The organism is Xanthobacter autotrophicus, from assembly GCF_030015065.1.
Lineage (GTDB): Bacteria > Pseudomonadota > Alphaproteobacteria > Rhizobiales > Xanthobacteraceae > Xanthobacter > Xanthobacter autotrophicus_D.
Map to the genome: position 1 here is coordinate 1 of NZ_JAIVFN010000076.1, position 23,339 is coordinate 23,339.

Here is a 23,339-nt window from a genome sequence, read left to right on the forward strand (position 1 = left end):
GGGCTGAGGGGGTGGGAGGAAGCCGCACAGTGTCCCACCCGCCCCAAAGCGTTCTTCTGGCGGAGGACGATCAGAACCTCCGCCAGGGCCTCGCCGAGCTTCTGGCGTTGGAGGGCTTCGCCTGTCTTTCCGCGCCCGATGGGGACACGGCGCTGGCGCTTGCTCGCGATCACGCGCCGCTCATCGCCATCGCCATCGTCGATGTCACGATGCCGAAACTGGACGGCTTCGCCCTCTGCCGGAAGATCCGCGAGCATGACCCGGCCCTACCGATTCTGATCCTCTCCGCGCGGGACACGGAGACCGATCGGGTGCTCGGTCTCGAATACGGCGCCGACGATTTTCTGACGAAGCCGTTCGGCGCGCGCGAGCTTCTGGCGCGCATCCGCGCGCTCCTGCGCCGCGCCGCGCTTTCCCCAGCGCGGCCCCCGCCCACGGCCCGTTTCATCCTCGGCGACATCGAGGTGGCGCCGGAGGAACTGCGCGCCTACCGGGGCAAGCGGCGCATCGACCTCACCAAACGCGAGGTGACGCTGCTCAGGATCCTTCACGACCGCAAGGGCCTGGTCGTCTCACGCAACGACCTCTGCGACCTCTGCTGGGGACGGGATTACATGCCGAACAGTCGGGCGGTGGATCAATACATCTCGGCGCTCCGCCGGAAGATCGAGCACGATCCGGCCAACCCGCGGATCGTCCGCACCGTGCACGGGTTCGGCTATCGCTTCGACGGGTAGAAGGACCCACCCGTCGTGCATATTTCTTGAAATCGGCAGACTTGCGCCTGACATCCCGATGCCAGCGCACGTGTAACATCCCTTCATCTGCCATGACGAGGAGGACGCGATGATGTTTAGACGCGCGAACGCGCTCATTCTGCGGGCGACCCTGCTGGGTTTCGTTCTAGCGGCTTCGGCATCGGAGGCCTTCGCCGGCGATACCGTCGTCGATGACCACGGCGTGCTCAATCCGCAGGAATTTTCCATGGACGCCGTGATGCGCCGCATTGAGGAGAAGCGCGCCACCAATTTCGACTGCATTGCCGGATACGAGGCAGCGAAAGCGGGAATGCACGTCTACGCCGAGCGCATCTTCGCCTACTGCGCCGAAAAGGGTGTCACGGGCGCTCTCCCGTGGATGGCCTGGATAGAGGAGAATGGTTATACGCACCCGTCCAACCCGGCAGCCGCTGCGGAGTGGGACAGGCGCAGCGCCGAACTGGGCTCTTCCGTGGGAGAGCTCAATTTCGGTCTCGACCTGTTGCGCGGACACGGCGTCGCGCGTGATCCCCTCCTCGGCCGCCGTTACATTGATCGCGCCGCCGAGCACGGAGACGAAACGGCCCGCAGGCTCATCGAGAACGGCTACGATCCCGATTTGGTGACGCCGGATGCCGACAAGGCGCGCTACCGTAAGCCTGTCTTCTAGGGCGGGTCGGCATCGCCGCAGATAACGGCGCCAAGTGTCCTCCCGTCGGCGCCCGAAGGAAAGGTGGGAGGCGCTCGAGCACTGCGTCGGGGACTTTCCGCAGCGGGAAATGGCCGACGCCCGGCAGAACGTGGGGGCTTTAGGCACCGCTGAGGCCGGCCTCAAGCTCGGGACGCCGGGTCGGGCTGACACCGGCGCGCTTTCAGTTGGGCGAGACCGACATCCAGGGCAAGATCAGCCGATGCGGCGACGAACTCGCCCGCACGGCGCTCTATGAGGCGGCGCATACGCTGCTCGTGAGGAGCCAGAAATGGTCGAGCCTGCGGGCGTGGGGAATGAAGATCGCCAGGCATCGCGGCATGGCCCGCGCCCGCGTCGCGGTCGCCCGCAAGCTCGCCGTCATCCTCCACCGCATGTGGAGCGACGGTTCGCAGTTCCGCTGGGGCAAAGACCCCGCCAATGGAGCCACGGCCGCTGCATGACGCCGCAGAGCCGAAACGGGAGGGCCAGACACCACGCATGACCCCGCAAGGGTGAACCGGATCGTTCCCGTGGGGACGATGGGCAAGGCGATCTCGTTGAGAGTCCAGAACCTGGGCAAACCCAAGGTCGTGAAACAGATTGAGACGCCTCGCCCTCCTGACCCCATCATGCGGCGGCCCAGCGCCGACCGCGAAGAGAAGCGTGTGACCCATGGGGCGACACGAGCCGGAGAAGCCAAGACGGGGCGACCAGAACGAGCAGCTTGACCTCAACGACCCCAATCAGAGAAGGGCTCTTAGCCGGTTCTTCGAGGTGTCCGCCCGGGACGAGAGGTGCGTAACTCGCGGCGCGAAGGATCTGGAAATAAACAAGGTCAACCGAACGAGGCGTGGCTTGCTTTCACATCCACCTATCTGAGATGGTTTCTGTGGTGGATGTCGCGCTGAGGTCGGAAATGATCCGTTCGAGACGCTCGGTATCGCGAGCGTCGAGGAAGGCGCAGGCCGTCTGTACCATGGCCGCTTACCGCCTGTTCCGATTCATTCACGTATCTTGCTGCGAACGCGCTGAAACTGTACCTTTAGGCAATATCCGTCAAGGCTCTTTCGTGCAAACTACCAGTGCGCAGGGTTCAACCCGCGCAAAAAATGGAAAAAAAAGCAGCCCTAAACAGATTTAGGGCGCAGGGATGAACGCAAGCTAATTGAGGCGCTCACGGCCGCTCTGATGCGTTAGGGGCCCGCGTAGTGACGCTGGGCGAACTCGCTTGGGCGGTTCCCAGAAGATTCCGACATGGCGGAAGCAATCGCGCAAGACCGCAGAGCGCGGCCAGCGTGGGTCATAGCAGGGATGCAGGAGGACTAAGAATGCAATCAGTAAAGCCGAGCGGCCACAGCATTATGGAAAATACGAAGCGCGCAGTCCGCGCGCCGACTTCGGTCGAGGCTCAGGAAGTCCATCGCTATCTGATGGATTTCAAGTGGGAGTTTGAAAAAAACCGTACAAAATACGGCACGAAGTATGAAATGGCGAATTTGACCAAGGAACAGTTCAAGCTTACCGCTAAAGAATATGCTCGGATGGAGGCAATTAAAGAGGAGCGGCAGTTCGGAACCCTGCTCGATGGGCTCGACCGTCTCGACGCCGCGAACCGGGTCCATCCCCGATGGGCGGAAGCGATGAAGGTTTTCGCCAACTTTCTGGAATGCGGTGAGTACAATGCGATCGCAGGCTCCGCCTTGCTCTGGGACTCCGCACAGTCTCCCGAGCAGAAAAATGGATATCTCGCCCAGGTGATCGACGAAATTCGGCACAGCAACCAGACGGCCTACGTCAATCACTACTTTTCGAAACACGGCTCTGACGCTGCCGGGCACAACAATCCTCGTCAGTTGCGCAGCGTTGGCCCTGCCTTCCGAGGGATCAAGCGCGCGTTCGGCGACGGGTTCAATGCCGGCGATCCGGTCGAATGTTCCATCAACCTTCAGTTGGTGGCTGAGGCTTGCTACACTAATCCGTTGATCGTCGCTTTGACGGAGTGGGCCGCCACAAACGGCGATGAAATTACGCCGACCGTCTTTACGTCGATCCAGACCGATGAGATGCGCCACATGGCGAACGGGTATCAGACGATCGTGTCTGTGATCAATGACCCGAAAGCCAAGCTGCATCTCAACACCGACCTCAATAACGCTTTCTGGACTCAGACGAAATACTTCACGCCGATCTTGGGCTATCTGTTCGAATATTTCAGCAGATACAAGGTGGAGCCGTGGTATAAGACTTGGAATCGGTGGGTGTATGAAGATTGGGCGGGGATCTGGCTTGGCCGCTTGGCCAAGTATGGAGTCACATCGCCGCCCAGCCTGCGAGAGGCGAAGCAGGACGCCGTCTGGTCGCACCATGATGTCGCCATTCTCGCGTATGCCCTCTGGCCGTTGCACCACTGGCGGCATGAGCTTCCAGACGAAGTCGACATGGCTTGGTTCGAGGAGAATTATCCTGGCTGGTACGACCGTTACGGGCGCATTTATGACGAATGGCGTAAGCTAGGCTTTGAAGATCCGAAGAGCGGATTTCTGCCGTCGGCTTGGCTGATCGAGAATGGCTACATTCCCTATGTGGACCACGTGTCTGGCGTGCCGTTCTGTCCGAAGCTCGCGAAGGGTGCGTGCGATCTTCGCATCCTGGAGCGCAATGGCCGGCGTTACGCTTTCTCGGACACCTATGGCGAGCAACAATTCCTGCTCGAGCCCGAGCGCTACGAGGCGCAGGATTTCCTCACTCAGTTTGAGGGGTGGGAACTTTCCGAGGTCATCCGCGCAGGCGGCGGATTGCGCAGTGACGGCAAGACAATGATAGCGCAGCCCCATTTGCGCTCGGACAACATGTGGACCATTGATGACATTCAGCGAATTGGGATGAAGATTCCGAATCCTCTGAAGATGCACTGACGCGGAACTGCACCGGCGCCGTCAAAGGCGGCGCCGGTGCTCAGATCTGAAGAGAGGAAACCAAGATGAAGCAGGGGCAGTCAATTCGGGCGGCGTTCGAACCCGAGCGGATCATGGAAATCCGGAAAGTTTCGCCAGCGGAGCCGCTGGAGAAGCAGCGCACAATGAGTTATTATGTCGTGCCGGAAGGCAAGCGGTTGACCGAGTATGAGCAGTTGACGGCCTATGCGCAGCAGAGCGCCGACTATGCGGGCGGCGGCATTGAGGTCGGTGAGTATCAGCAAAAGCATGCCGGCGGCCGTGGCGCCTATGCGAACGAAACCACGGAGGTCATCAATCGCGACTGGTTCAAATTTCGGGATCCCGATCGCCGCTGGTTTTATCCCGCGGTCAAGGCCAAGGCGGAAGATGGGCGCACTGCAGACCGGTTCATGAAAGCGGCTTCCTCTGAGGGGCTTGTTCGGTTAATCGAACGTGACTGGATTGGTTTCCTCGATGTCGATTTTGGGGCGTTGACTTTTTACGAATACGGTTTGTTCAACGCGCATTCATCAGCCACGAAAGATTCTATTTCGGATTTCGTAAAGACCTGGGTTGCTCTAACAGCATTTGATAAGAATGACGCTGCGCAGATGGTGCAGACAGAGCGCGTGTTTCTGAGCAAGCAGATAGAAAACTTCGACGCCGACTTGGTGCGGGCGAAAGAAGTGTGGACCAAGAGCCCGATCTATGCCGGCATTCGCGAGGCGGTCGAACGCCTTTGGGGCGACACGTATGACTGGGGAGAAATCCTTTGGGCGTCGCATGCGATCATTGATGCTATTTACGGGCAGTTCGTTCGGCGGGAGTTCTTTCAGAGAATCGCGCCAGCGTATGGCGATAACATCACGCCTTGGTTTCTAAGTCAGGCGAGCGGCTACGCCCAAACCGCCAAGGGGGGTGTGCGGCGGCTGTTCGGAGACAATCTTGCGAACGATCCCGATTTCGGGTTGCACAACCGGGCGGTGATACGTGCCTGGACTGACAAATGGCTTCCGGTCACCCTCGCAGGACTTAGAGGATTTGTCGGAATCTATGCTCAACTTCCGAATGCTTCCGAGAAAATCGCAGGGCGCAGCGTCGTAGAGGAAGGCGTTGAGCGCGTCATGCAGGATTGGGCGACCGACTTCGCTCACCTGATTGGATACGAGGCGGATGTCGCCGGTTTGGTGGCCGAAGTGATGAGCGGCATGGACCCAGCGCTGGCGTATCGATCTGACGCTACGAAGTCCATTCAACCTATTTCGTGATGTTACGGCGAAGGGGATACCGGCATGAGCGAACGTGGATCGAGCGAGGGCCTGAACTCTAAAAATGGGCAGGCGTTTATCGACGAATTCCTTGATGAAAAAAACATGACCGTCAAGGAATCGCGTGATGTTGTACTAGTTCTAATGAAAAGTGAGGAAATGGAAGTCGTCGTCGACGACATCATCCTTGGGGAGCAAAAGAAGTCGAATCCATCAATCGTGGTGGAAGATCACGCTAGTTACTACTGGATCAAAGCCGATGGGCAAATTGTCATTGATGTAGATATAGTGGCGGATATCATGGGGCGATCGTACAATGTTTACGACTTCCTGGTAAACGTGTCCTCGACCGTTGGTCGAGCATTCATTACCGGTAACGTGTTCACGCTGACGACGGAGCTTGTCGGGCTCGATGAAGCGTTGGTATAGGGAAGGAAACAAAATGGCGTTCACGAACCACTGCCTACGCGACGGAGACCGCAGTCTATACGACAATGATACGCGTCGTAGCTGGCGGGACCGCATCGCAGGGCTCAGCAATCTCGACGAAGCGGTAGCGCTTTTGACGGAGATCCGCACCAAGCACGTCGGGACCGAGCGCGAGACGTACGATTTGGAGTACGACTCATTGTGGATCGAAGCGGAGGCCGAAAGGCGCGTCGCTTCGCTCAAAAGCGAGAAATTTCACGGTAAGGATTTGCTCGACAGGTGCGTGTGTGGCGCTGCGGCGGCAGATGTTTACCGTGATTTGCGCCACCGCATTGACGCCGCTGGCGAATGTCAATTCACGCTAGAAGGTTTGGCTGCGGAATTTCGACGCAAGTTCAAACCTCCTGTGATGCCGGTCAACGCATGGCTCGAACTCGACAGCTACTTAAGCAAGCGGTTGCTCGAGACCAGGGCGAAGGTCGCGGATATCTCGGCCATCGACGTCGCCGAATGGCGCGCCAAGCGAGGCTTTCGTGTGCTTGTCGAGGGGCACGGGAACGCGATGACGGGTGAAACGACCTGACGCGGCAACAAGCGATATCCCGGAGGCGCAAATGCACAACGGCGAAACGGCTGATCTACCATTGTCGGAAAAGCAGAACGCGGAAACAGCCTTTCGAGGCGTGTGTACGGACTTTGGTTTTGCTTGGCAATGGCAGATCTTGCGTGGAGACGACGTGGTTCACGAAGGAGCCGCGTTGAGCGAAGCCGCCGCGTGGCGAGCCGTGAAATCAATGATACGCGTCTTCGGGAGCCTTGACAAAAACTCCGAGACCAACAGGCCGCAATCGGCCGTTTAGGGGGAAACTTATGCACCTGATTAGAGCGACGCTTGAGGACGGAGAGCACTTGCAATTCGAGTGCGATGACGCCGAGGACGTCCTTTCCGCGGCGTTGCGGAACAATATCATTCTGCTCTCGGAGTGCCACAAAGGGATTTGTACGACCTGCCGAGTGCATTGTTCAGATGGCGAATTTGAGTTGGGCAGAGGTGTAAGTGTTTATTCTTTGCCGCCTGAAGATCAAGACGAGGGCTTTACATTACTTTGTCAGACGTATCCGCGGTCGGATCTGGAAATTCAACTACCATACGGACTCGACCGCGTTTCGTTCGGCACGTCCCGGATCGAGGAGATCTACGAGGCAAGAATCGCGGTGATCGAGCGGTTCACGGAACATGTGGTCTCAATTTTCTTGGAACTGCGAGACGAGTTTGGCAAGCCTCGCGATTTTCGCTGGACTCCAGGGCAATATATAAAGCTCCGAGTACCGGGAACTGGCGAGTGGCGCAGTTATTCGATGGCCAATATCCCTGACGGAAGTGGGCGAGTCGAATTGATGGTGCGTTTGCTTGAGGACGGCGTCTTTTCCAATTACCTTCGAGAAAGAGTGAAGGTCGGGCAAGTCGTAGAGATAAAGGGTCCCTACGGAGAGTTTCAGGTCCACGCCAGTGTGAGTCCGCGCTACTTCGTCGGCGGCAGCACCGGTTTGGCTCCCCTGGTTTCCATGCTCAGAGGGATGGCCGAAGCCAACGATCCAGCACCCTGCAGACTGATTTTTGGGATGCGCAGCCAGGAATTCTTCTTTTACGCGAAGGAACTGGCGGCCCTGGCTGGGGCTCTGCCAGCGCTGTCGCTTGAACTTTCGCTCGAAACGCCGGATCCGGAATGGACTGGCCGCGTCGGTAACGTAGGCGAGGTGTTGTCGGTAATACTCAATGAAACTGGGGAAAAGCCCGATATTTACGTGTGCGGACCGGGACCGATGGTTCGGTTCGTAGAGGAGATTTGTCACGCTCGCGGAGTGCGGTCGGACCGTGTGTTCAGCGAGAAATTCTTGGCGTCAGGCTAAATGAGACGCGTAGGCCCCCTTCAGAACTCTACGGCAAGCAATTTCATGCGGGAAGTCGCGTGCGCGCTGGATGAGTCGCTGCGCGAAACCCGCGAGACGCAGGATCGTCTGGCGGCCGCGATAGGCGAGCAGAGGGTTGAGGAGCTACGAGAATACTGGCTTTCCGAACCGGACAGCGACGCAACTGCGGCTTTCCTTCAAAGAGCTGCCTACCGGGAAAGGCAGCTTGTGGCGGTCTGGGCCAAGCTCCGTAGGCTCGAGCATCTGAGGGTTGCGGCGGGGCGGGGAGTCATGAAAAGTTAGGTTTCGAGAAAACGGTTGGCAGTCTGAAGTGGGGAGCAAACCCTAACGGCGTGAGGCAATCATGCGATACGAAACGAAAGACAGGGAAGCAGAGCCGAGGAACGATAGAGAGGTGCGATGTTTTCTAAAGGACCTCGCGATTTCGTTCGACGACGCATGGAATAGTCTTCAGCGAAGAGAAGTAGAGTTGAAGAGCTGCCTCGGAGTCGATCGCGTCAGCGAACTTTGGAAGTTGAGGACCACTGAGCGCCGAGGAACCGAAGAGATCAACGAGCTATTGTCGGGCGCCACATATCGCGAACGCGATCTAGTGAATCTATGGAGCAGGCTGGAACGACTTGCGGCGATGCGGGCAAAAGCTGGACGAACCTCCCTCGTCATGTGCAGCGTTGATAGTGGGGAAGCTATCGCGCCGAGACTTCTCAGTGCAGAGGGGCCACGACCTTGAGCAGCATCGTATGTTATAACTCGGCAGCTTCGCGGGCGCTTTTGGGGGGGATGGGCGATCTTGCCAAAGCGGCAGCGAGTTCCCTCGGCCCGTGTGGGCGCACCGTTCTCATAGAGCACGTTGGTAAGCTGACCCCCAATGTTGTTAAGGATGGCTCGGCGATCTGCCGTGCAATCGAATATCGGGAGCCGGAAAAAGAGGTCGGGCGCAAATTGCTCGCGCTGCTTGGGAAGGAAATTGAACGCGATTTTGGCGATGGAGTTAGCGGAACGCTTGTCGCGACGGCCGCGGTTCTTGAAGCCGTAGTTCGGGCTCTCGCAGCTTATGTTGAGCCTAAATCGATTGTCGAAGGATTGCGGCTAGGCGTTGAAGATGCACGTGCTGCGCTAGAAGATTTGCGGCGACCGGTGACCGTAGATCGTATCAGGAGGATTCTCCCGAACGCGGTCTTTAGCGAAGGGGCAATTGCAGTTCTCGTCAGCGACGCCTTCCGCGAGGTCGGTGCCGAAGGAGATGTTCGCGCAGAGATTGCCGATACCATCGAAGATAGTCTGGAGATTGTTCAGGGCGCCCGCTACGAAAAGGGGTATCTGTCGTCGGCTTTTGTTACCGACAAGAGGAGCATGCGCGTCGAGTTTGACGCTCCGCTGGTGTTGCTGACTGACCGGGTGCTGGACGACTTTGGGGCGATTGCACCAGCGTTAGCGGTGGCGGCCGAGAAGGAACGGCCTATTGTGGTGGTTGCGGGGGGATTTGATGAAAACGTGCGGGCAGGTCTAATCATGAACAATGCCCGCGGGCGCGTTCGCTGTGCAGCGGTGCAGGCGCCTGCCTACGGCGAGACGCTGAGCGACTTCGTGGCCGATCTTGCAGTGTTGACGGGGGCTCGGGCGTTTCTTGAGGGACGAGGTGACTCGTTAGCCACGCTTGTCGCCGGCGATCTTGGTGGGTGCGAGCGAATCTTTATCGATGAAAGGTCCACTCTGATTCGAGGGGGTCAAGGGAGCGAAGAGGCTCTGCGTCAGCGCATCCACGAAGTACGCGCACAACTCGCTTTCCACGAACACAAGACCAAATCGTTCACCTCCAAGATGGGTTTGCAGGAAACAGCAGGAGATAGGATCAGGTTTCTTCAAGGAAAGTACGCGGAGATTTCCATCGGCGGGCGTAATGACCTTACAATTAAATACAGACTTGCGTTGGCAAACAAGGCAATCGGCGTGACACGCGTGTTGCTGCGAGGGGGAGCAGTTCCAGGAGGAGGTACAGGACTATCGGTAGCGGCCCGTAGACTTCGGGACCGGGCTCGAATATCGGTCGATCCGGGCGTCAAGAGCGGGTTATTGGCGCTTGCAGAAGGTTTGGCTAAACCGCAAAAAGTGATTCTGCGAAATGCTGGCGGCGAGACGGCGGGGGGCGAGTCGCTTGGACGCTGGTCCGGACTTCCTTGGGCTGGAATCGATGCGACAACGGGCAATGAAGTTGATCTATGGGCGGCTGGAATTGCCGATCCTTTTGAACTCGCGATCAAGGTCGTAGATTGCGCTGCAAGCCTCGCCGAGATGATTTGTCGGACAGGAGCGCTGCTCGTCAAGTCGCCGGTGGATATCGGGTTCTCGCCGGAAGAGGCGGCAGCCACCCGGGAGGTAATGTAGGGCTAAGCTCGCCCCGGCGGCCCTTTAGGGTTGCAGCCAGCGCGGTCCTTTATGTTGGGGCAATTTCGCCAAAGTGAAAGAGATTGAGGGAGAAACCATGAACAAGCCTGAATTCGTTCGTCCAACCGCCGCGCCTTTCAAGGAGCGCTATGGTAACTTCATCAACGGCCAGTGGACCGAGCCGGTCAGCGGGCGCTACTTCGCCAACCACTCCCCGGTGAATGGTCAGCTTCTTTGCGAGGTCGCCCGCTCGGAGGCCGCCGACGTGGAGTTGGCGCTTGATGCCGCCCATGCCGCCAAGACGGCCTGGGGCCGAGCCAGTGTCGCCGAGCGCGCTTTGCTCCTGAACAAGATCGCCCAGGTGATGGAGGACAATCTCGACCTCCTCGCCCGCGCCGAAACCTGGGACAACGGCAAGCCGATCCGCGAGACCCTGGCTGCCGACATCCCCCTCGCCATCGACCATTTCCGCTATTTCGCGGGCGCCATCCGCGCCCAGGAAGGCGGCATCTCCGAGATCGACCACGATACGGTGGCCTACCACTATCACGAGCCCCTCGGCGTGGTGGGGCAGATCATTCCGTGGAACTTCCCCCTGCTAATGGCCACCTGGAAGCTGGCGCCTGCGCTTGCCGCAGGCAATTGCGTGGTGATCAAGCCGGCCGAGCAGACCCCGGCCAGCATCCTGCTCCTCGCCGAGCTGATCGCCGACATCCTGCCGCCCGGCGTGCTCAACATCGTCAACGGCTTCGGCCTGGAAGCGGGCAAGCCTTTGGCCTCGTCCAACCGCATCGCCAAGATCGCGTTCACGGGCGAGACCACCACGGGCCGGCTCATCATGCAGTATGCCAGCCAAAACCTCATTCCGGTGACGCTGGAGTTGGGCGGAAAATCACCCAACATCTTCTTCGCCGACGTGGCGGATCAGGACGACGAATTCCTCGACAAGGCGGTGGAAGGCTTCGTCATGTTCGCCCTCAACCAGGGCGAGGTGTGCACCTGCCCGAGCCGCGCCCTCATCCATGAGAGCATCTATGATCGCTTCATGGAGAAGGCGCTCTCCCGCGTCGCCGCCATCAAACAGGGCGACCCGCTCGATCCCACTACCATGATCGGCGCGCAGGCCTCCTCCGAGCAACTGGAGAAGATCCTTTCTTACATCGACATCGGTCGCCAGGAAGGTGCCGAGGTGCTGATTGGCGGCGATCGCAGTGCGCTGCCCGGTGACCTCGCTGGCGGCTATTACGTTAAGCCCACCGTGTTCAAGGGCCACAATAAGATGCGGATCTTCCAGGAGGAGATCTTCGGCCCGGTGGTTTCGGTGACCACCTTCAAGGACGATGAGGAGGCGCTCGCCATAGCCAACGACACACTCTACGGCCTCGGCGCCGGCGTGTGGACCCGCGACGGCAACCGCGCCTATCGGGCGGGCCGTGCGATCCAGGCCGGGCGCGTGTGGACTAATTGCTATCACGCCTATCCGGCCCATGCGGCCTTCGGCGGCTACAAGCAGTCGGGCATCGGCCGCGAGAACCACGCCATGATGCTCGATCACTATCAGCAGACGAAGAACCTGCTGGTGAGCTACTCGCCCAAGAAGCTCGGCTTCTTCTGAGCGTTCTCTCACCTTAACAAAGAGAGCACGTGTCCGCTTAGTTAGCGACGCAAGCTAAGCGGGCCGGGGTCATGGATAAAGGCGCGGCCTTGGGGGCGCCTTTATCCTGCCCGGTGGGGCGAGACCCCGATCGTTCTGCCGGGCTCTGTTCAGTAAGCTGTCACCGGAGAATCAGATATGACCGACAAGATCGATCTAGAGCTGGTGACGGCCACCGATACTGCCCGCGCGCTGATCCGCGAGCTTAAGGTGCAGCACGGCCCTTTGATGTTTCATCAGTCAGGTGGCTGCTGCGACGGCTCTTCGCCCATGTGCTACCCGCGCGGCGATTTCATCGTCGGTGATCGGGATGTGCTCTTGGGCGAGATTGATGGTACGCCTGTCTATATTGGGGGCGACCAATTTGAGAGTTGGCGTCACACGCAGCTCATCATCGACGTCGTCCCAGGTCGAGGCGGCATGTTTTCACTCGATAACGGTACAGAGAGACGTTTTCTGGCCCGTTCGCGAACCTTTTCCGGAGACGAGATGTGTAGGGTCGATCGCGTCTCGAGATGAGGTGGATTCATTTACCTTCGTCGCCGATCCTGAAGCAACACATCAAAGCACCACCTGAACCGCCCCGAGTTTTCTAGACGCCTTCGGCTTTGGCTTTGTGCTGCCGTTCGAACTCGATTGGCGACAGCATCCCGTTCCGTGCGTGCTTCCGGGTGGGGTTGTAGAAGCCCTCGATGTAGCCGAATAGTTTCCGTCGTGCCTCGGCCCTTGAGGCATAAAGGCGATGACGGACCCGCTCGGTTTTCGGGGTGTGGAGGATGCTCTCGGTGGGCGCATTGTTCAAGCAATCTCCCTTGTAGGTCCTGGATGGCGAGATGTCCGCGGCGGTCATCGACGAACTCTACCTAAGTCTGAAGGAAAACCGTCGTCGCAAAGCGCTTGCTTGACAATTGTGGCTCTTCTATAAATAGTTATATTGGCTATTGAAGCGATAGGAGACTTTCGACCGCGATGGAAGGCAGGGGATGAGCTGTCGATTTGGAGACGGTTTCGGAGCGTCATCTCCATTTTGGGGCAAAGCCGAAACTCAGCGAAATTATAGCAAGTCTAAATGTTCTTCAATGTCAAGCCAAACAACAAATGACTATGGAAACAGCGAGGGCATCCAATGATAAAAGTCAGCCTCCCTGATTGCAGGTGGCAGAAATGTCTCGAACATGCAATGTACTTGACTTCCGTGGCCGGGCTTCTCGCCCTTCTCTCCGACGGGGCAGGCGCAGCGGACTTCCCGTCTGCGGTCAAGACGCCGGCGACAGACACCTGGAATCCCTGGCTTCTTCGTGTGCGGGCCATCTATGTGTTGCCGGAAGACGGCGGCTTGGTTAATGGTGTACCCTTTTCGGATCTCTCCTATTCTGATATGGTGGTCCCGGAATTAGATATTTCTTATTTCATTGATAAAAATTTCGCTGTTGAAACCATCGTCGGAACGACCGCACATACGATCTATGGTCAAGGCTCTCTTGCCGGCTTGGATGTGGGCGAGGTGTGGATCCTACCGTTTACAGTGACCATCCAGTATCATTTCGATGGATTTGGCAAATTTAAGCCATACGTTGGCGCTGGACCAAACTACACAGTATTTTACAATCAAAGCGAGCACAATGTCGCCGGTCTCGACGTGAAAAACGCATGGGGTTTTGCGTTACAGGCGGGATTTGACCTTATGATTGATCAACACTGGGGAATTAATGTTGACGTAAAAAAAGTTTTTGTAAAGCCAAACTTTGATGTCGTGGTTGGGGGCAGCCACTTGACCGGCACCGCGGACCTCAACCCCTGGCTAATAGGCACGGGCGTTAGCTACCGCTTTTAGCTGGCAGGCGAAGAGTCTGTAGCAGCGGCCTCTCTCCGGGTTCGATTCCGTGGATGCCGCTCCGTCCGGCATCCACCAGCGCGACATGTGGGTTTCGGCCGCGCCCTCAGAAGCTCCCGACCAGCGAGTCCAGCACGATCACCACCACGAGGGCGAGGAGCCATAGCTCGTGTCGCGCCCCACCCGCTCGCCCCGGATCTCCAGGACCCCCATCTGGTTGATGGAGCCAGCGAACGCTGGCGCGCCTTCAGCCTTTTCCGCCGGCATGGATTCGCCGGTGATGCGTGACTGGTCCACATAGGAATGGCGGCTGGCCACCGCCCCGTCCACGGGCACCTTCTCCCCGGGGCTCACCAGCACCAGGTCGCCCGCCACCACCTGTTCCAGCGGCAAGGTAAGGATCTGGTCGTCGCGCCTTACCTTGGCCGTCTTGGGCACGAAGTCCACCAGGTCGCGGATGGCGCTGCGCCCACGCGCCACCGTGAGGTGCTCCAGTTCCTCCGCCACCAGAACGAACGCCGTAACCACCAGAGCTGTGAAGATCTCGGCGATGGCGGCGGCGGCGAGGATGGCGATGCTCATGGACAGTTCCATGGTCATCCGGCGAGCCAGCAGATTCCGGATGGCCTCGCTCAAGATCGGCCAGGCGGCATAAGCCAGGGCGACAAGACCAACGATGCTGACGGAGGCAACGGGTTCGTACACCTTGAACCAAACGGCGGCTGCACCGAGCACGGCGACAACGATCCGCACTATCGCCAAGCGGTCAAACGGCTGATGCGTGCATACGGGGTCGCTGCATCCATTCGACGGCACAGTGGCCGCCAGTGCCCGTTCGAGATTCGCCGTAATTTCCCGGGCGTCCATCTTCCATTCCAGACTTGGTCAGTCGCGTCATATTTTAGAAAATTTCTAAACTAGATGGGGCGTCAAGCGCAATGGGCAAATGGTCGCCTCTGAGTCAGATTGAAGGGCGTCGGACGCATGAGGCCTCACGCCCGCATCACTGGACCGCTTTCCCGAAAGACAAGACGGATGCGCGCGCCGGCCCCGTGGGCATTCTCGATCCGCACCACGCCGCCGTGCAGCGTCATGATGGTGAAGACGATGGCGAGCCCCAGCCCGGCGCCTTCGGGCTGGCTCCGGTCAAGGCGGCGAAAGCGCTGCAGAACCTCGGTCCTGCGGTCTTCCGGTATGCCCGGCCCGTGATCGCGCACATCGAGCTGCGGGCCGGGGCCGACGGTGACCTCCACCCGGGTGCCCGCAGGGGTATGGGTCAGGGCGTTTTCCACCAGATTGCGTAGCGCTCGGCCGATGGCTTCGCCATGCCCGTGCACCGCCACAGCGCCCTGATCCATAAACGAGATGGAGTGCCCGCGCGCGAACGCCAGCGGGGTGAGTTCTGTCACCACCTCTCGGGCGATGGCGGCGAGATCGGCGCGCCGGTCCGGGTCAAGCTCCAGCGCGGTGGCGTGGGACATGTCGAGCATCTGGTTCACCAGCCGCTTCATGCGCTGGGCATCCACCTCCAGCTTGGCTTTCTCCGGGCTGTCCGGCAGCTTGCCGATGGAGAGCATCATCACGGCGAGCGGCGTACGCAGCTCATGGGCGGCGTCGCCGGCGAAATCCTTCAGTGCGCGTACCGAGCGCTCGATGCGCTCCAGCATGGCATTCACCGCGCTCACCAGCGCCGCAACCTCCCGGGAGGAGGCCTCCGCCTCTATGCGGGTCTCAACCTGGGCGGGGTCGATGGCGTTGATCGCGGTGATGGTCCTTTGCAGGGGACGCAAGGTCGATCGCACCACGGAGAAGTTGAACAACAAGAACATCAAAGACAGCAGCAGCAGCGGAAAGATCACGTGAAAGCGGATCTCATTGAAAATCACCGGCACGAACGGCTGGAAGCCGTGGCCGAAGATGGCCACCGTGATCCAGAACGGATGCTGCTCCACTGCGACCCGGCGGGTGCCGCTCAGCAGGAAGCGCTGGCCCCAGCTTTCCCGCTGGGTACGGATCACCAGGAACGAGGCGGGCGGCTCGTCAGCGATCTTCAGGTCGCCGTCATTAAAGCGGGCGATGACGCCGCCCCCGAGCTCATGGATCAGGAAGGCGCGGCGCGTTCCCGCCGCGATCGGCTGGCGCAGCGCTTCAGGCACCGCGCCATCGACCAGCATTTGAGGAATGTCGCCGGCGATGCGATCCGCCTCGGCGGTCACCAGCAGTTGGTCAAGCTCGTTGGGGTTGCGGACATACATCCACACCACGGCCGCCAGCTCCACCACCAGGAACACGAGCCCCACCAAGGCAAGTCGGACCGAAAGGCGGAAGAAAAGCGTGCGGGGCGTGCCGGAAGCCGGGCCATGCGTCATCGCGGGGCGCCCCGTTCCACCCGTCCTGTCTGCGCCGCCGATGCGAGCATGTAGCCGATGCCGTGGGCCGTATGCAGGACCACCCGCGCTTTCTCGGCGGCCAGGCGTCGCCGCAGGCGGGAAACCACCGCCTCCAAAGCATTGGGCGAGACCTCGCTGGAAAGGGCGTACATGGTGTCCTCAAGGCTGGCCTTGCTGACCACATGGCCGGCGCGGCGCATAAGGCGTTCCAGCAGGTCGCACTCGCGCGGCGGCACATGGATCACCCGGCTGGAAATCCGCACCTCCCGCGCGATGGTATCGAACTCGAGGTTCTCGACGTTCAAGGTCGTGCCGAGGCAACCGCCGGGGCGGCGCAGCAGGGCACGGCAGCGGGCCGCCAGCTCGGGCATGTCGAACGGCTTCACCAGATAGTCGTCAGCGCCCGAATCCAGACCTCCCACCCGGTCGCCAAGGCCGTTGCGGGCGGTGATCACCAGGATGGGCGTCGTGTTGCCCGCGCGCCGCACGGCGCGGACGAAATCGATCCCGTCCCCGTCCGGCATGCCGAGATCGATGAGGAAAAGGTCGTATCGGTCGAGTGCCACGCTCTCGCGCGCGGCACTCAAGCTGCCGAAGCGGTCGAGCACGAAGCCCTCCGCTTCCAGACCTTCCGCGATCAGGTTCGCGAAGCGGGGATTATCCTCGGCGAGCAGGACCCGCATGGTCGATGTCCGTTCCAGACGCGTGGCGTTTGCGCCCCGTAATCATGGCGAGAGGCAGGTTTTCCCGGTGGACCACGCTCTCGGCGATCGCCGAGAGCACGTGCACTGCCGCCATGGCGAGAATAAGATTGGCCGTGATCTCGTGCGCCTCCTGCACCCATTCCACGCCCCAGAAGATGTCGAGAGTCTGCATCCACCCGGTGAGGCAGGCGAGCGTGATGAGGCCCATGAGCGCCAGCGCCATGGCCCCGCCTGCCGGATTATGCCCCACATACCGCCGGTCGCGACGGGCGACGACGGCGCGCAGGTGGGACAGGACCGCCCATGGCGAGGTAACGAAATTGGAGAAGCGGGCGTGACGGCTGCCAATGACGCCCCACACGATCCGCACGGCCAGCGCCGCGGCGATGACATAGCCGACATAGCGATGGGCGCTCTTGCCGCCCTCCAGCGCAAAGCTGTTCAAAATGATGCCCAGCACCACCGTCCAGTGGAAGAGCCGCACCAGCGGATCCCACACCGGCACAGTGTCCGGGCCCGCACCCGCGGGTCCAGCGACGGTGCGAGAGGTGGTGGGCGCTTGATATGGGGAGGACATGACTCAGTCCACGTTGTTCTCGACGATCTCGCTGGTCACTGGATTGAAATATACCTCTGCTTTCTTGCCGTCCTTGTTGTAGCCATAGATCTCGTAACATCCAGACGTTGTCTTTTTGAACACCTTGATATTCTTGAAACCCATCTCGGCAATCTTCTGCTTCATGACCTCCTCGCTCAGCCACTTTTCTTGCGGCTCCCTGGTGCAGGTGGGACTGGCCAGGGCGGCGGAGGAGAGAAGGCACAGACCGGCGGCGGTGGTCAGAAGTACATTGTGATACATCGGCTTCACCTCATGCTCTGGGAGACGGGACGGGGCCGGCCTCGCTCGGTGCCTTCTGTTAAAGAGTGGTGCTGACAAAAGCCTGACGAGAAGCAATGGCGCGCCGAACACGACAACACCCAGGATGAATGCGTTCGAATACTTATCGTCGTCAGGACTTGGTCAGGTCGCGCGCCTATTGAGGAGGTCGCCGCTCCGCTGGGCGACACCTTGATTTCCTGGGAGACCGATCCATGACAATCATTCGCAACCTTTTCGTCGCCGGTGCGCTCGTCGGCGCCTCGCTCGCCGCCGCCCCTGGCTTTTCGGCCGAGACGCTGAACCCGCAGACCCAGAAGAATCTGGAGGCGGCCATGCACGGTGAAGCCTTCGCGAACCTGAAGTACCAGGCCTATGCCGAGCAGGCGCGCAAGAGCGGCCATCCCGAGATCGCCAAGCTGTTCGACGAGAGCGCCAATGTGGAGGCCAACGAGCATTTTGCCCGCGAGGCCGATGCCCTTGGCCTCGTCAAGACCGACGAGGCAAACCTGCTCGACGCCTCGGCGGGTGAGCGCTACGAGAACACCGAGATGTACGTGAATTTCGCCAAGCAGGCGGCTGCGGTGGGGGACAAAAAGGTCGCGGAACTGTTCCGGCAGATCGCGGCGGATGAAGGCGACCACTACGCGGCCTACAAAGCCGCGGCCGAGAAGCTGCGCGCTGGAAAGTGAACCAATTGAGCGGCGTCATATATCATGGCGCCGCTCGTATAAATTATCATCAATATATAATGACATATTGAGACGGATCATTTATTTGAAGGATAGATTTAAATACCGCGGCCTGCGACGGCCTCTGCAATCCACACCTTCTGACGAACGCGACACGCCGCCCGGAGCAAGATCAATACGGAACAGCACGTCGTCGGCCTTGAGCGGGGCGTTCGGCGCAACCGGCGCCTCGCCCGGCACGATCGCGACCGATCGGTGCCCAGCCGCTACCGGCTTACCATCGGTGTCGGAGCCGCTTGATCATCGCTGATCCTTCATATCTCGGTGCCGGCCACTGGCCGCTCCGCCAACGCAAAACTCTGAAGCTTTCGGGCTTTATTGCAGTCGACGTCCGCCGTGGTGATGACTGCCATGAACGCTGCCCTGACGATCTCTTTCCGTGTGGCCTCAGGGAATTCCTGTCGCACCGCATCAAACAGCTGCTTCGGACTAAGGTCAGGCGCAGCCAGCCGAACCAGCACGGCACAAATCTCCTGAACGCGTTTCGTAGCCATGAGAGACGCATCCTTCAACATCATGCTCGATGGCATGCAGAATGCCTTCCGAGCCCGCCGGGCGCAGTGACCACTTTCGCGAGATCGGGCGCATGTCTCGTCCCACCAGGTGGCGCACACTTAAATCGAGCTTGGCGTAGCGCCTTCGGCAGCTACGGATCACTTTAGCTCTTTCCGAACGGATTTTGCTGCTTGAAATCGAGCGCGCGTGCGCTCGTCGGCGCCGGGACCTGGCCTGAAACGCAGATCCTCCGGGCCGACCTCCGCGCCATCTCTGTCAACCAGCTTGACCCTAGGCAACCGGCGACCACATTGGTCCGTCACCACCACAGGCGGGCGGTTCTCGGAGGCGAATTGGTCACCCCATTGCTGAAGGGCGACCAATGCCGGAGCAAGCGCGCGGCCCTTCTCCGTAAGGCTGTAGATCGGGCGCGCCAACGCGCCGCCTCGCAGCAAGACCCCAGCCGCACAGAGGCGCTCGAGCCGATCCGACAGCGTATTTCGCGCCATGCCAAGGCTGCGCTGAAACTCGGAAAACCTCTGCGCCCCCAGGAATGCGTCGCGAATGATGAGGAGTGTCCACCAGTCGCCAACGTCATTGAGCGCGCGGGCGAGCGAGCAGTTGAACGTCGCGAGATCGGTCTTTCCTGGCACGGTTGCACGTTGGAATTATTGCAGTTATAGTCTCAGTCTGCAACTATTTTAGAATTCGGACAAGCGCCATGACCGAAGGCAGGCAGGTCGAGACGAAAGATGCCGCCAGCGCCGCAATCCGGATTGGCGGCGCCGGGGTGGTGCTCGGCGCAGTCATGATTGCCGTCGTCAGCGGACTCTAATGCGGCGTCGCCCACGGCGGCGACGATGCCCGTGGTGACGGCGCGGCTGCCGGAGGCGCTCGAAGCCCTGAGAGCGAGCGACGGCATGCAGCTGTGGTGGATTGGCGTGGTGGGCTTGACGGGGGATGTCATCTTCGCTGCGGCCGCAATGATGGTCGCCTTTGGTCTCGTACTGCGCGGGCAGCCGATCAAGGCGGCGGGATGGCTCGGGATCGCGCTCAGCAACATCATCTTCGTCAGTGTCGACGCGCTCGTTGGACGAACTTTGGTGGCGGCCGCTTCGAGCGGCACTTCGGAGGCCGGGTTTGTCGCGACCAAGAGTTTCTCCGATGCTCTGTTCATTTCGGGAACCTTCGCCTTCGGAGCGGGGACATTGCTCCTGTTCGGGCCAGTGCTGATCCGGAGTGGAACGTTTTCATCGCGCGCGATCTCGTTCCTCGGAATCGCCGTCGGATTGCTCGGTGTCGGTGCTGCGCTGATCTGCCTGTTCGGCGCCGACGCGGGCCAACTGCTGGGTCTTGTGATCGCTGCAGGCTCGGCGATCTTTCTGATTGTCGGCATGCGAGCGGCGAAAGACGCCCTTGCCTAGCCCGCATTATGCAGCGCTTTGAGCTTTGTGCCGCTTGCGGCGCAGTTTTTGGGTGATGCGATCGAGAGTTTTTGGTCACACCGACGCGCATTTCCGTCACCGGCGGCGTGGCCAGAGTTCGAAGAGGAAGGGTTTGCGGGTTGACGGGACAGGTTTGGTTTTCGGGGCGTGGCGCCGCGCCGCTCAGGTGGCGAGGCGCGGGATTTTTTCGAGTGCGAAACGCAAGATGTCCTGTCCGCAGCACGATGTCGGCAAATGAATCCTGATCATCGTCTTCATCTCGACGACGCGCGCGGCGATCTTGATCAGCCGCAGGCGCAGCGTGTCGAACTGCGCGACGCGCCACATCGATCGCCGCGGCATTGACTGGCGCAAGCCCCACATCAACCAGTAGGCGCCGGCGTGCAGGAACAAACGCAGCTGGTTGGCGCTGGCCTTCATGCAGGACGTGCGGTCCGCCGCCAGATGCGTCTTCCAGGATTTGATGTGATTCTCGGCCTGACCTCGTCGGCAGTACACGTCCTCGTAAAGCCTGCGCGCGTTGCGGGTCGTCAGATTGGTGACGACAAAGCGCGTATCGGGTCCGTCCGCGCTGGCCTCGACGCGGGCGATGATGCGCTCGACGCGGCTCCAGCTTTGTGCGCCGTCGAGGAACTCCTTGAAGCGTCGAACCTTGCCGTTTTTGGGCGTAGCCTCGAACGTCGCCGTCGCTTTGGCCTTGAGGGCCAGGATGTGCGCTCGCAACGTCGAGGTCGGCGCCACGCCGAAGACGAAGTCGAGACCGTTGGCGCGGCAGAAGTCGATCGTCTCCGGCGTGCAATAATGGCTATCGCCGCGCAGCAGGATTTCGGTCTTGGGCCAATGGCTGCGAACGGCGAGCAACAGGCGGCGCAAGAAGGCCCTGATCTCCTTGCCGCTGGGCCGGCTGGCGGGACGCAGAATGGCGGTGACGAAGCGACCGGCGCCGTCGAACACGACGATCGGCTGAAAGCCGTATTCGTCATAGTGCGCATTGAACAACCGCAATTGCTGGCCGCCATGGACGGCGTCGAACGTGTCGTCGATGTCGAGGGTGATGCGCTTGGGGACCTGCGTGAACGATTCGCAATAGAGGTCGACCATGGCGTGGCCCATGCGCAGCAGGGCGCGGGCGTCGGGCAGATTTTCCAGACGCGAGATCGTCGACTGCGAACACAGATCGCGGTCTGAGGGCGAAAGATCATGCGCCATCTTGAAGACGGGATCGACGCGAAGGCTGTTGGCGTCGTTGCCGTCCTCGTAACCCGCGGCGATCATCAGCAGGCGAAACCGGATGATGTCGGCGAGCGTGTGCGTGATCTGCTCCGGCGCGCGCGGATCGACAATGCAGGCGGCCATGCGTTCGGCGACGCGAAGACGTTGCTCGACCTCGCGCAACACCAGCACGCCGCTGTCCGACGACAACAATCCGCCGTCGAATTTGGCGACGACAGGCTTGCCGGAAACAGGTGACAGGCCTGGCAACGGCAGCATCGGATCAATCATGGCGGGTGTGGCCTTTTGAAATCGCGTTGATTGGCGTCGACAACCAAATCATACACGAAATCAGCTCGTTAAGCTGCATCCGCCTGCTTGCGCTGCATAATGCGGGCTAGAGCGTTTTCCGCTCATAATGGCTCATATCCTGCGGCCATGAAGAAGTTCTGGCATTCCTTTGGCGTGAAGCAGTCGATGAGGCGACCGATGGCGTCCCACAGGCCGGCGACGGAGCGCTCGGCGGCATTGCGCAGGAGCGCCTTGAGCTTTGAGAATGCCTTCTCGATGGGATTGAAGTCGGGGCTGTAGGGCGGCAGATAAAGCAGACCGGCGCCGGCAGCCTCGATGGCGGCGCGGACCTGAGGCCCCTTGTGGGAGCCGAGATTGTCCATCACCACCATGTCGCCTGGCGAAAGCTCGGGACTGAGAACCTGTTCCACATAGGCCTGGAATGCCACGGCGTTGATCGGGCCGTCGAGTACCATGGGTGCGACCATGCCGGTGGATCTCAGGCCGGCGACGAAGGTGGTCGTCTTCCAGTGGCCGTGCGGCACGCCGACCCGCAGGCGTTTCCCGCGCCGGCAACGGCCGTGGCGGCGCGCCATGTTGGTGGAAGCCCAGGTCTCGTCGATGAAGACGAGCCGCTCCGGGTCCAGGTCCAGTTGGCCGTCGAACCAGGCTTGGCGCTGTTTCAGGATATCGGGGCGGTCCTGCTCGGCCGCGTGCGCGGTCTTTTTTTCCAAGTGATGGCGTGACGGTCGAAGAAGCGCCAAAGCGTGCCGATGGCGAAGCGGTGCCCGTGGGCGGCCAGCTGATGCTGAAGCTCCATCAGGGTGATGTCGCCTGTCTCCTCCACCAGCTTCAGGATCAGGTCGGCCTGCGCCTCGATCCGGGCGGAGAGGGTGTCACCGCCGCGCGGCTTGGCCGCGACGCTTCCGGTTTCCCGTACCCTGGCGCACCAGCGCACGGCGCTGGCGATACTCACTCCGAAGCGCTCGGCCGCCTGCCGCCGCGACATCCCGCCCTCGACGGCGGCAACCACCCGCTCCCGCAGGTCCAAAGACAGCGTCCTGGCCATGCATGTCGGCCTCCCTCTCCGACACGAAGCTCGAATCAGAACGCCGCTGATTTGGGAATCCCAGCCGAATCAAAACGCGAGGAAAACGCTCTAGCTAGCCGGCACTGTCCGAAGTGCCAAGGAACGGCTCGGGCAGAGCGGTTGGCCGCACGCCAGGCTGAGCTGCTCCCGGTAACCTACTTCCACGTCGTGTTCACGCTGCCGGCACCGGTGGCCG

At 60.4% G+C, this 23,339-nt stretch carries 22 protein-coding genes and 3 pseudogenes; 15 read left to right on the plus strand and 10 right to left on the minus strand.

What is annotated here, in order from left to right; translation table 11 throughout:
* The 11 genes and pseudogenes from K9U40_RS15210 to K9U40_RS15260 form a co-directional block, all read left to right on the plus strand.
* The coding region (locus tag K9U40_RS15210) for a response regulator transcription factor (protein ID WP_282639099.1) at positions 1-737 on the plus strand (737 nt) is incomplete at its 5' end.
* Positions 738-846: 109 nt separating this feature from the next.
* Complete coding sequence (locus K9U40_RS15215; RefSeq protein ID WP_282639100.1) at positions 847-1,428, plus strand: tetratricopeptide repeat protein; 582 nt, start codon at positions 847-849, stop codon at positions 1,426-1,428.
* Positions 1,429-1,604: 176 nt separating this feature from the next.
* Positions 1,605-1,910: pseudogene (locus tag K9U40_RS15220) on the plus strand (transposase); the annotation flags it as partial.
* Between the two features lie 867 nt (positions 1,911-2,777).
* Positions 2,778-4,364: a methane monooxygenase gene (locus K9U40_RS15225; RefSeq protein WP_349237818.1), complete on the plus strand. Its 1,587-nt coding sequence runs from the start codon at positions 2,778-2,780 to the stop codon at positions 4,362-4,364.
* 65 nt (positions 4,365-4,429) lie between these two features.
* Positions 4,430-5,653, plus strand: a complete 1,224-nt coding sequence (locus K9U40_RS15230; RefSeq protein WP_282891000.1) for a methane monooxygenase — start codon at positions 4,430-4,432, stop codon at positions 5,651-5,653.
* Between the two features lie 24 nt (positions 5,654-5,677).
* A complete protein-coding gene (locus K9U40_RS15235) occupies positions 5,678-6,082 on the plus strand; it encodes an MmoB/DmpM family protein (protein WP_282891001.1) in 405 nt (134 codons plus the stop codon).
* A gap of 13 nt (positions 6,083-6,095) precedes the next feature.
* A complete protein-coding gene (locus tag K9U40_RS15240) occupies positions 6,096-6,665 on the plus strand; it encodes a hypothetical protein (protein ID WP_282639103.1) in 570 nt (189 codons plus the stop codon).
* A gap of 326 nt (positions 6,666-6,991) precedes the next feature.
* Positions 6,992-7,993 carry a 2Fe-2S iron-sulfur cluster binding domain-containing protein gene (locus tag K9U40_RS15245; protein WP_282639104.1) on the plus strand — a complete coding sequence of 334 codons (1,002 nt, stop codon included), beginning with the start codon at positions 6,992-6,994 and terminating at the stop codon, positions 7,991-7,993.
* A gap of 747 nt (positions 7,994-8,740) precedes the next feature.
* On the plus strand, positions 8,741-10,399 hold the full coding sequence (locus K9U40_RS15250; protein WP_282891002.1) for a TCP-1/cpn60 chaperonin family protein: 1,659 nt from the start codon (positions 8,741-8,743) through the stop codon (positions 10,397-10,399).
* Between the two features lie 97 nt (positions 10,400-10,496).
* Positions 10,497-12,014 carry an aldehyde dehydrogenase gene (gene adh / locus K9U40_RS15255; protein ID WP_282639106.1) on the plus strand — a complete coding sequence of 506 codons (1,518 nt, stop codon included), beginning with the start codon at positions 10,497-10,499 and terminating at the stop codon, positions 12,012-12,014.
* Positions 12,015-12,191: 177 nt separating this feature from the next.
* On the plus strand, positions 12,192-12,572 hold the full coding sequence (locus K9U40_RS15260; RefSeq protein ID WP_282639107.1) for a DUF779 domain-containing protein: 381 nt from the start codon (positions 12,192-12,194) through the stop codon (positions 12,570-12,572).
* Positions 12,573-12,645: 73 nt separating this feature from the next.
* Here the strand turns inward: K9U40_RS15260 and K9U40_RS15265 are convergent.
* Positions 12,646-12,888: pseudogene (locus tag K9U40_RS15265) on the minus strand (IS3 family transposase); the annotation flags it as partial.
* Positions 12,889-13,233: 345 nt separating this feature from the next.
* On the opposite strand from K9U40_RS15265, the gene K9U40_RS15270 reads away from it, so the two are divergent.
* Complete coding sequence (locus K9U40_RS15270) at positions 13,234-13,887, plus strand: OmpW/AlkL family protein (RefSeq protein WP_282639108.1); 654 nt, start codon at positions 13,234-13,236, stop codon at positions 13,885-13,887.
* Positions 13,888-14,025: 138 nt separating this feature from the next.
* Here K9U40_RS15270 and K9U40_RS15275 read toward each other — a convergent pair whose 3' ends face one another.
* From K9U40_RS15275 to K9U40_RS15295, 5 genes are all read right to left on the minus strand, one after another.
* Positions 14,026-14,469 carry a hypothetical protein gene (locus K9U40_RS15275; RefSeq protein WP_282639110.1) on the minus strand — a complete coding sequence of 148 codons (444 nt, stop codon included), beginning with the start codon at positions 14,467-14,469 and terminating at the stop codon, positions 14,026-14,028.
* Between the two features lie 410 nt (positions 14,470-14,879).
* Positions 14,880-16,256: a sensor histidine kinase gene (locus K9U40_RS15280; protein WP_282639111.1), complete on the minus strand. Its 1,377-nt coding sequence runs from the start codon at positions 16,254-16,256 to the stop codon at positions 14,880-14,882.
* Positions 16,253-16,960, minus strand: coding sequence for a response regulator transcription factor (locus tag K9U40_RS15285; protein ID WP_282891003.1), 708 nt, complete (start codon positions 16,958-16,960; stop codon positions 16,253-16,255). The genes K9U40_RS15280 and K9U40_RS15285 overlap by 4 nt, the downstream gene beginning before the upstream one ends.
* Positions 16,935-17,558, minus strand: coding sequence for a cytochrome b/b6 domain-containing protein (locus tag K9U40_RS15290; RefSeq protein WP_282891004.1), 624 nt, complete (start codon positions 17,556-17,558; stop codon positions 16,935-16,937). Before K9U40_RS15290 ends, K9U40_RS15285 begins: the two co-directional genes overlap by 26 nt.
* A gap of 3 nt (positions 17,559-17,561) precedes the next feature.
* Positions 17,562-17,840, minus strand: coding sequence for a PepSY domain-containing protein (locus K9U40_RS15295; protein ID WP_282639176.1), 279 nt, complete (start codon positions 17,838-17,840; stop codon positions 17,562-17,564).
* Between the two features lie 233 nt (positions 17,841-18,073).
* On the opposite strand from K9U40_RS15295, the gene K9U40_RS15300 reads away from it, so the two are divergent.
* A complete protein-coding gene (locus tag K9U40_RS15300) occupies positions 18,074-18,550 on the plus strand; it encodes a rubrerythrin family protein (protein WP_282891005.1) in 477 nt (158 codons plus the stop codon).
* 314 nt (positions 18,551-18,864) lie between these two features.
* On the opposite strand, the gene K9U40_RS15305 is transcribed toward K9U40_RS15300, so the two are convergent.
* Both K9U40_RS15305 and K9U40_RS15310 read right to left on the minus strand, forming a co-directional pair.
* Positions 18,865-19,104 (minus strand): hypothetical protein, encoded by a 240-nt coding sequence (locus K9U40_RS15305; protein ID WP_282639116.1) that lies wholly within the window; start codon positions 19,102-19,104, stop codon positions 18,865-18,867.
* Between the two features lie 159 nt (positions 19,105-19,263).
* A complete protein-coding gene (locus tag K9U40_RS15310; protein WP_282891006.1) occupies positions 19,264-19,758 on the minus strand; it encodes a winged helix-turn-helix transcriptional regulator in 495 nt (164 codons plus the stop codon).
* A 207-nt stretch (positions 19,759-19,965) separates the two neighbouring features.
* Here K9U40_RS15310 and K9U40_RS15315 point away from each other — a divergent pair, with 207 nt between their 5' ends.
* Positions 19,966-20,529 (plus strand): hypothetical protein, encoded by a 564-nt coding sequence (locus K9U40_RS15315; RefSeq protein ID WP_282891007.1) that lies wholly within the window; start codon positions 19,966-19,968, stop codon positions 20,527-20,529.
* Positions 20,530-20,712: 183 nt separating this feature from the next.
* Here K9U40_RS15315 and K9U40_RS15320 read toward each other — a convergent pair whose 3' ends face one another.
* Both K9U40_RS15320 and K9U40_RS15325 read right to left on the minus strand, forming a co-directional pair.
* Positions 20,713-22,053, minus strand: coding sequence for an IS1380 family transposase (locus K9U40_RS15320; protein WP_282639121.1), 1,341 nt, complete (start codon positions 22,051-22,053; stop codon positions 20,713-20,715).
* A gap of 122 nt (positions 22,054-22,175) precedes the next feature.
* A protein-coding gene (locus K9U40_RS15325; protein WP_282639122.1) for an IS630 family transposase occupies positions 22,176-23,122 on the minus strand; the annotation gives its coding sequence in 2 pieces (ribosomal slippage) (positions 22,176-22,783 and positions 22,783-23,122; 948 coding nt in all).
* A gap of 84 nt (positions 23,123-23,206) precedes the next feature.
* On the opposite strand from K9U40_RS15325, the pseudogene K9U40_RS15330 reads away from it, so the two are divergent.
* Positions 23,207-23,339, plus strand: a pseudogene (locus K9U40_RS15330) (transposase zinc-binding domain-containing protein); the annotation flags it as partial.

Coding starts and splice junctions, on each gene's coding strand:
- K9U40_RS15260 (WP_282639107.1), top strand. CDS start 12,192: ATGACCGACAAGATCGATCTAGAGCTGGTGACGGCCACCGATACTGCC.
- K9U40_RS15230 (WP_282891000.1), top strand. CDS start 4,430: ATGAAGCAGGGGCAGTCAATTCGGGCGGCGTTCGAACCCGAGCGGATC.
- K9U40_RS15315 (WP_282891007.1), top strand. CDS start 19,966: ATGCCCGTGGTGACGGCGCGGCTGCCGGAGGCGCTCGAAGCCCTGAGA.
- K9U40_RS15320 (WP_282639121.1), bottom strand. CDS start 22,053: ATGATTGATCCGATGCTGCCGTTGCCAGGCCTGTCACCTGTTTCCGGC.
- K9U40_RS15300 (WP_282891005.1), top strand. CDS start 18,074: ATGACAATCATTCGCAACCTTTTCGTCGCCGGTGCGCTCGTCGGCGCC.
- K9U40_RS15225 (WP_349237818.1), top strand. CDS start 2,778: ATGCAATCAGTAAAGCCGAGCGGCCACAGCATTATGGAAAATACGAAG.
- K9U40_RS15270 (WP_282639108.1), top strand. CDS start 13,234: ATGTACTTGACTTCCGTGGCCGGGCTTCTCGCCCTTCTCTCCGACGGG.
- K9U40_RS15280 (WP_282639111.1), bottom strand. CDS start 16,256: ATGACGCATGGCCCGGCTTCCGGCACGCCCCGCACGCTTTTCTTCCGC.
- K9U40_RS15305 (WP_282639116.1), bottom strand. CDS start 19,104: ATGGCTACGAAACGCGTTCAGGAGATTTGTGCCGTGCTGGTTCGGCTG.
- K9U40_RS15240 (WP_282639103.1), top strand. CDS start 6,096: ATGGCGTTCACGAACCACTGCCTACGCGACGGAGACCGCAGTCTATAC.
- K9U40_RS15215 (WP_282639100.1), top strand. CDS start 847: ATGATGTTTAGACGCGCGAACGCGCTCATTCTGCGGGCGACCCTGCTG.
- adh (WP_282639106.1), top strand. CDS start 10,497: ATGAACAAGCCTGAATTCGTTCGTCCAACCGCCGCGCCTTTCAAGGAG.
- K9U40_RS15275 (WP_282639110.1), bottom strand. CDS start 14,469: ATGAGCATCGCCATCCTCGCCGCCGCCGCCATCGCCGAGATCTTCACA.
- K9U40_RS15295 (WP_282639176.1), bottom strand. CDS start 17,840: ATGTATCACAATGTACTTCTGACCACCGCCGCCGGTCTGTGCCTTCTC.
- K9U40_RS15290 (WP_282891004.1), bottom strand. CDS start 17,558: ATGTCCTCCCCATATCAAGCGCCCACCACCTCTCGCACCGTCGCTGGA.
- K9U40_RS15235 (WP_282891001.1), top strand. CDS start 5,678: ATGAGCGAACGTGGATCGAGCGAGGGCCTGAACTCTAAAAATGGGCAG.
- K9U40_RS15285 (WP_282891003.1), bottom strand. CDS start 16,960: ATGCGGGTCCTGCTCGCCGAGGATAATCCCCGCTTCGCGAACCTGATC.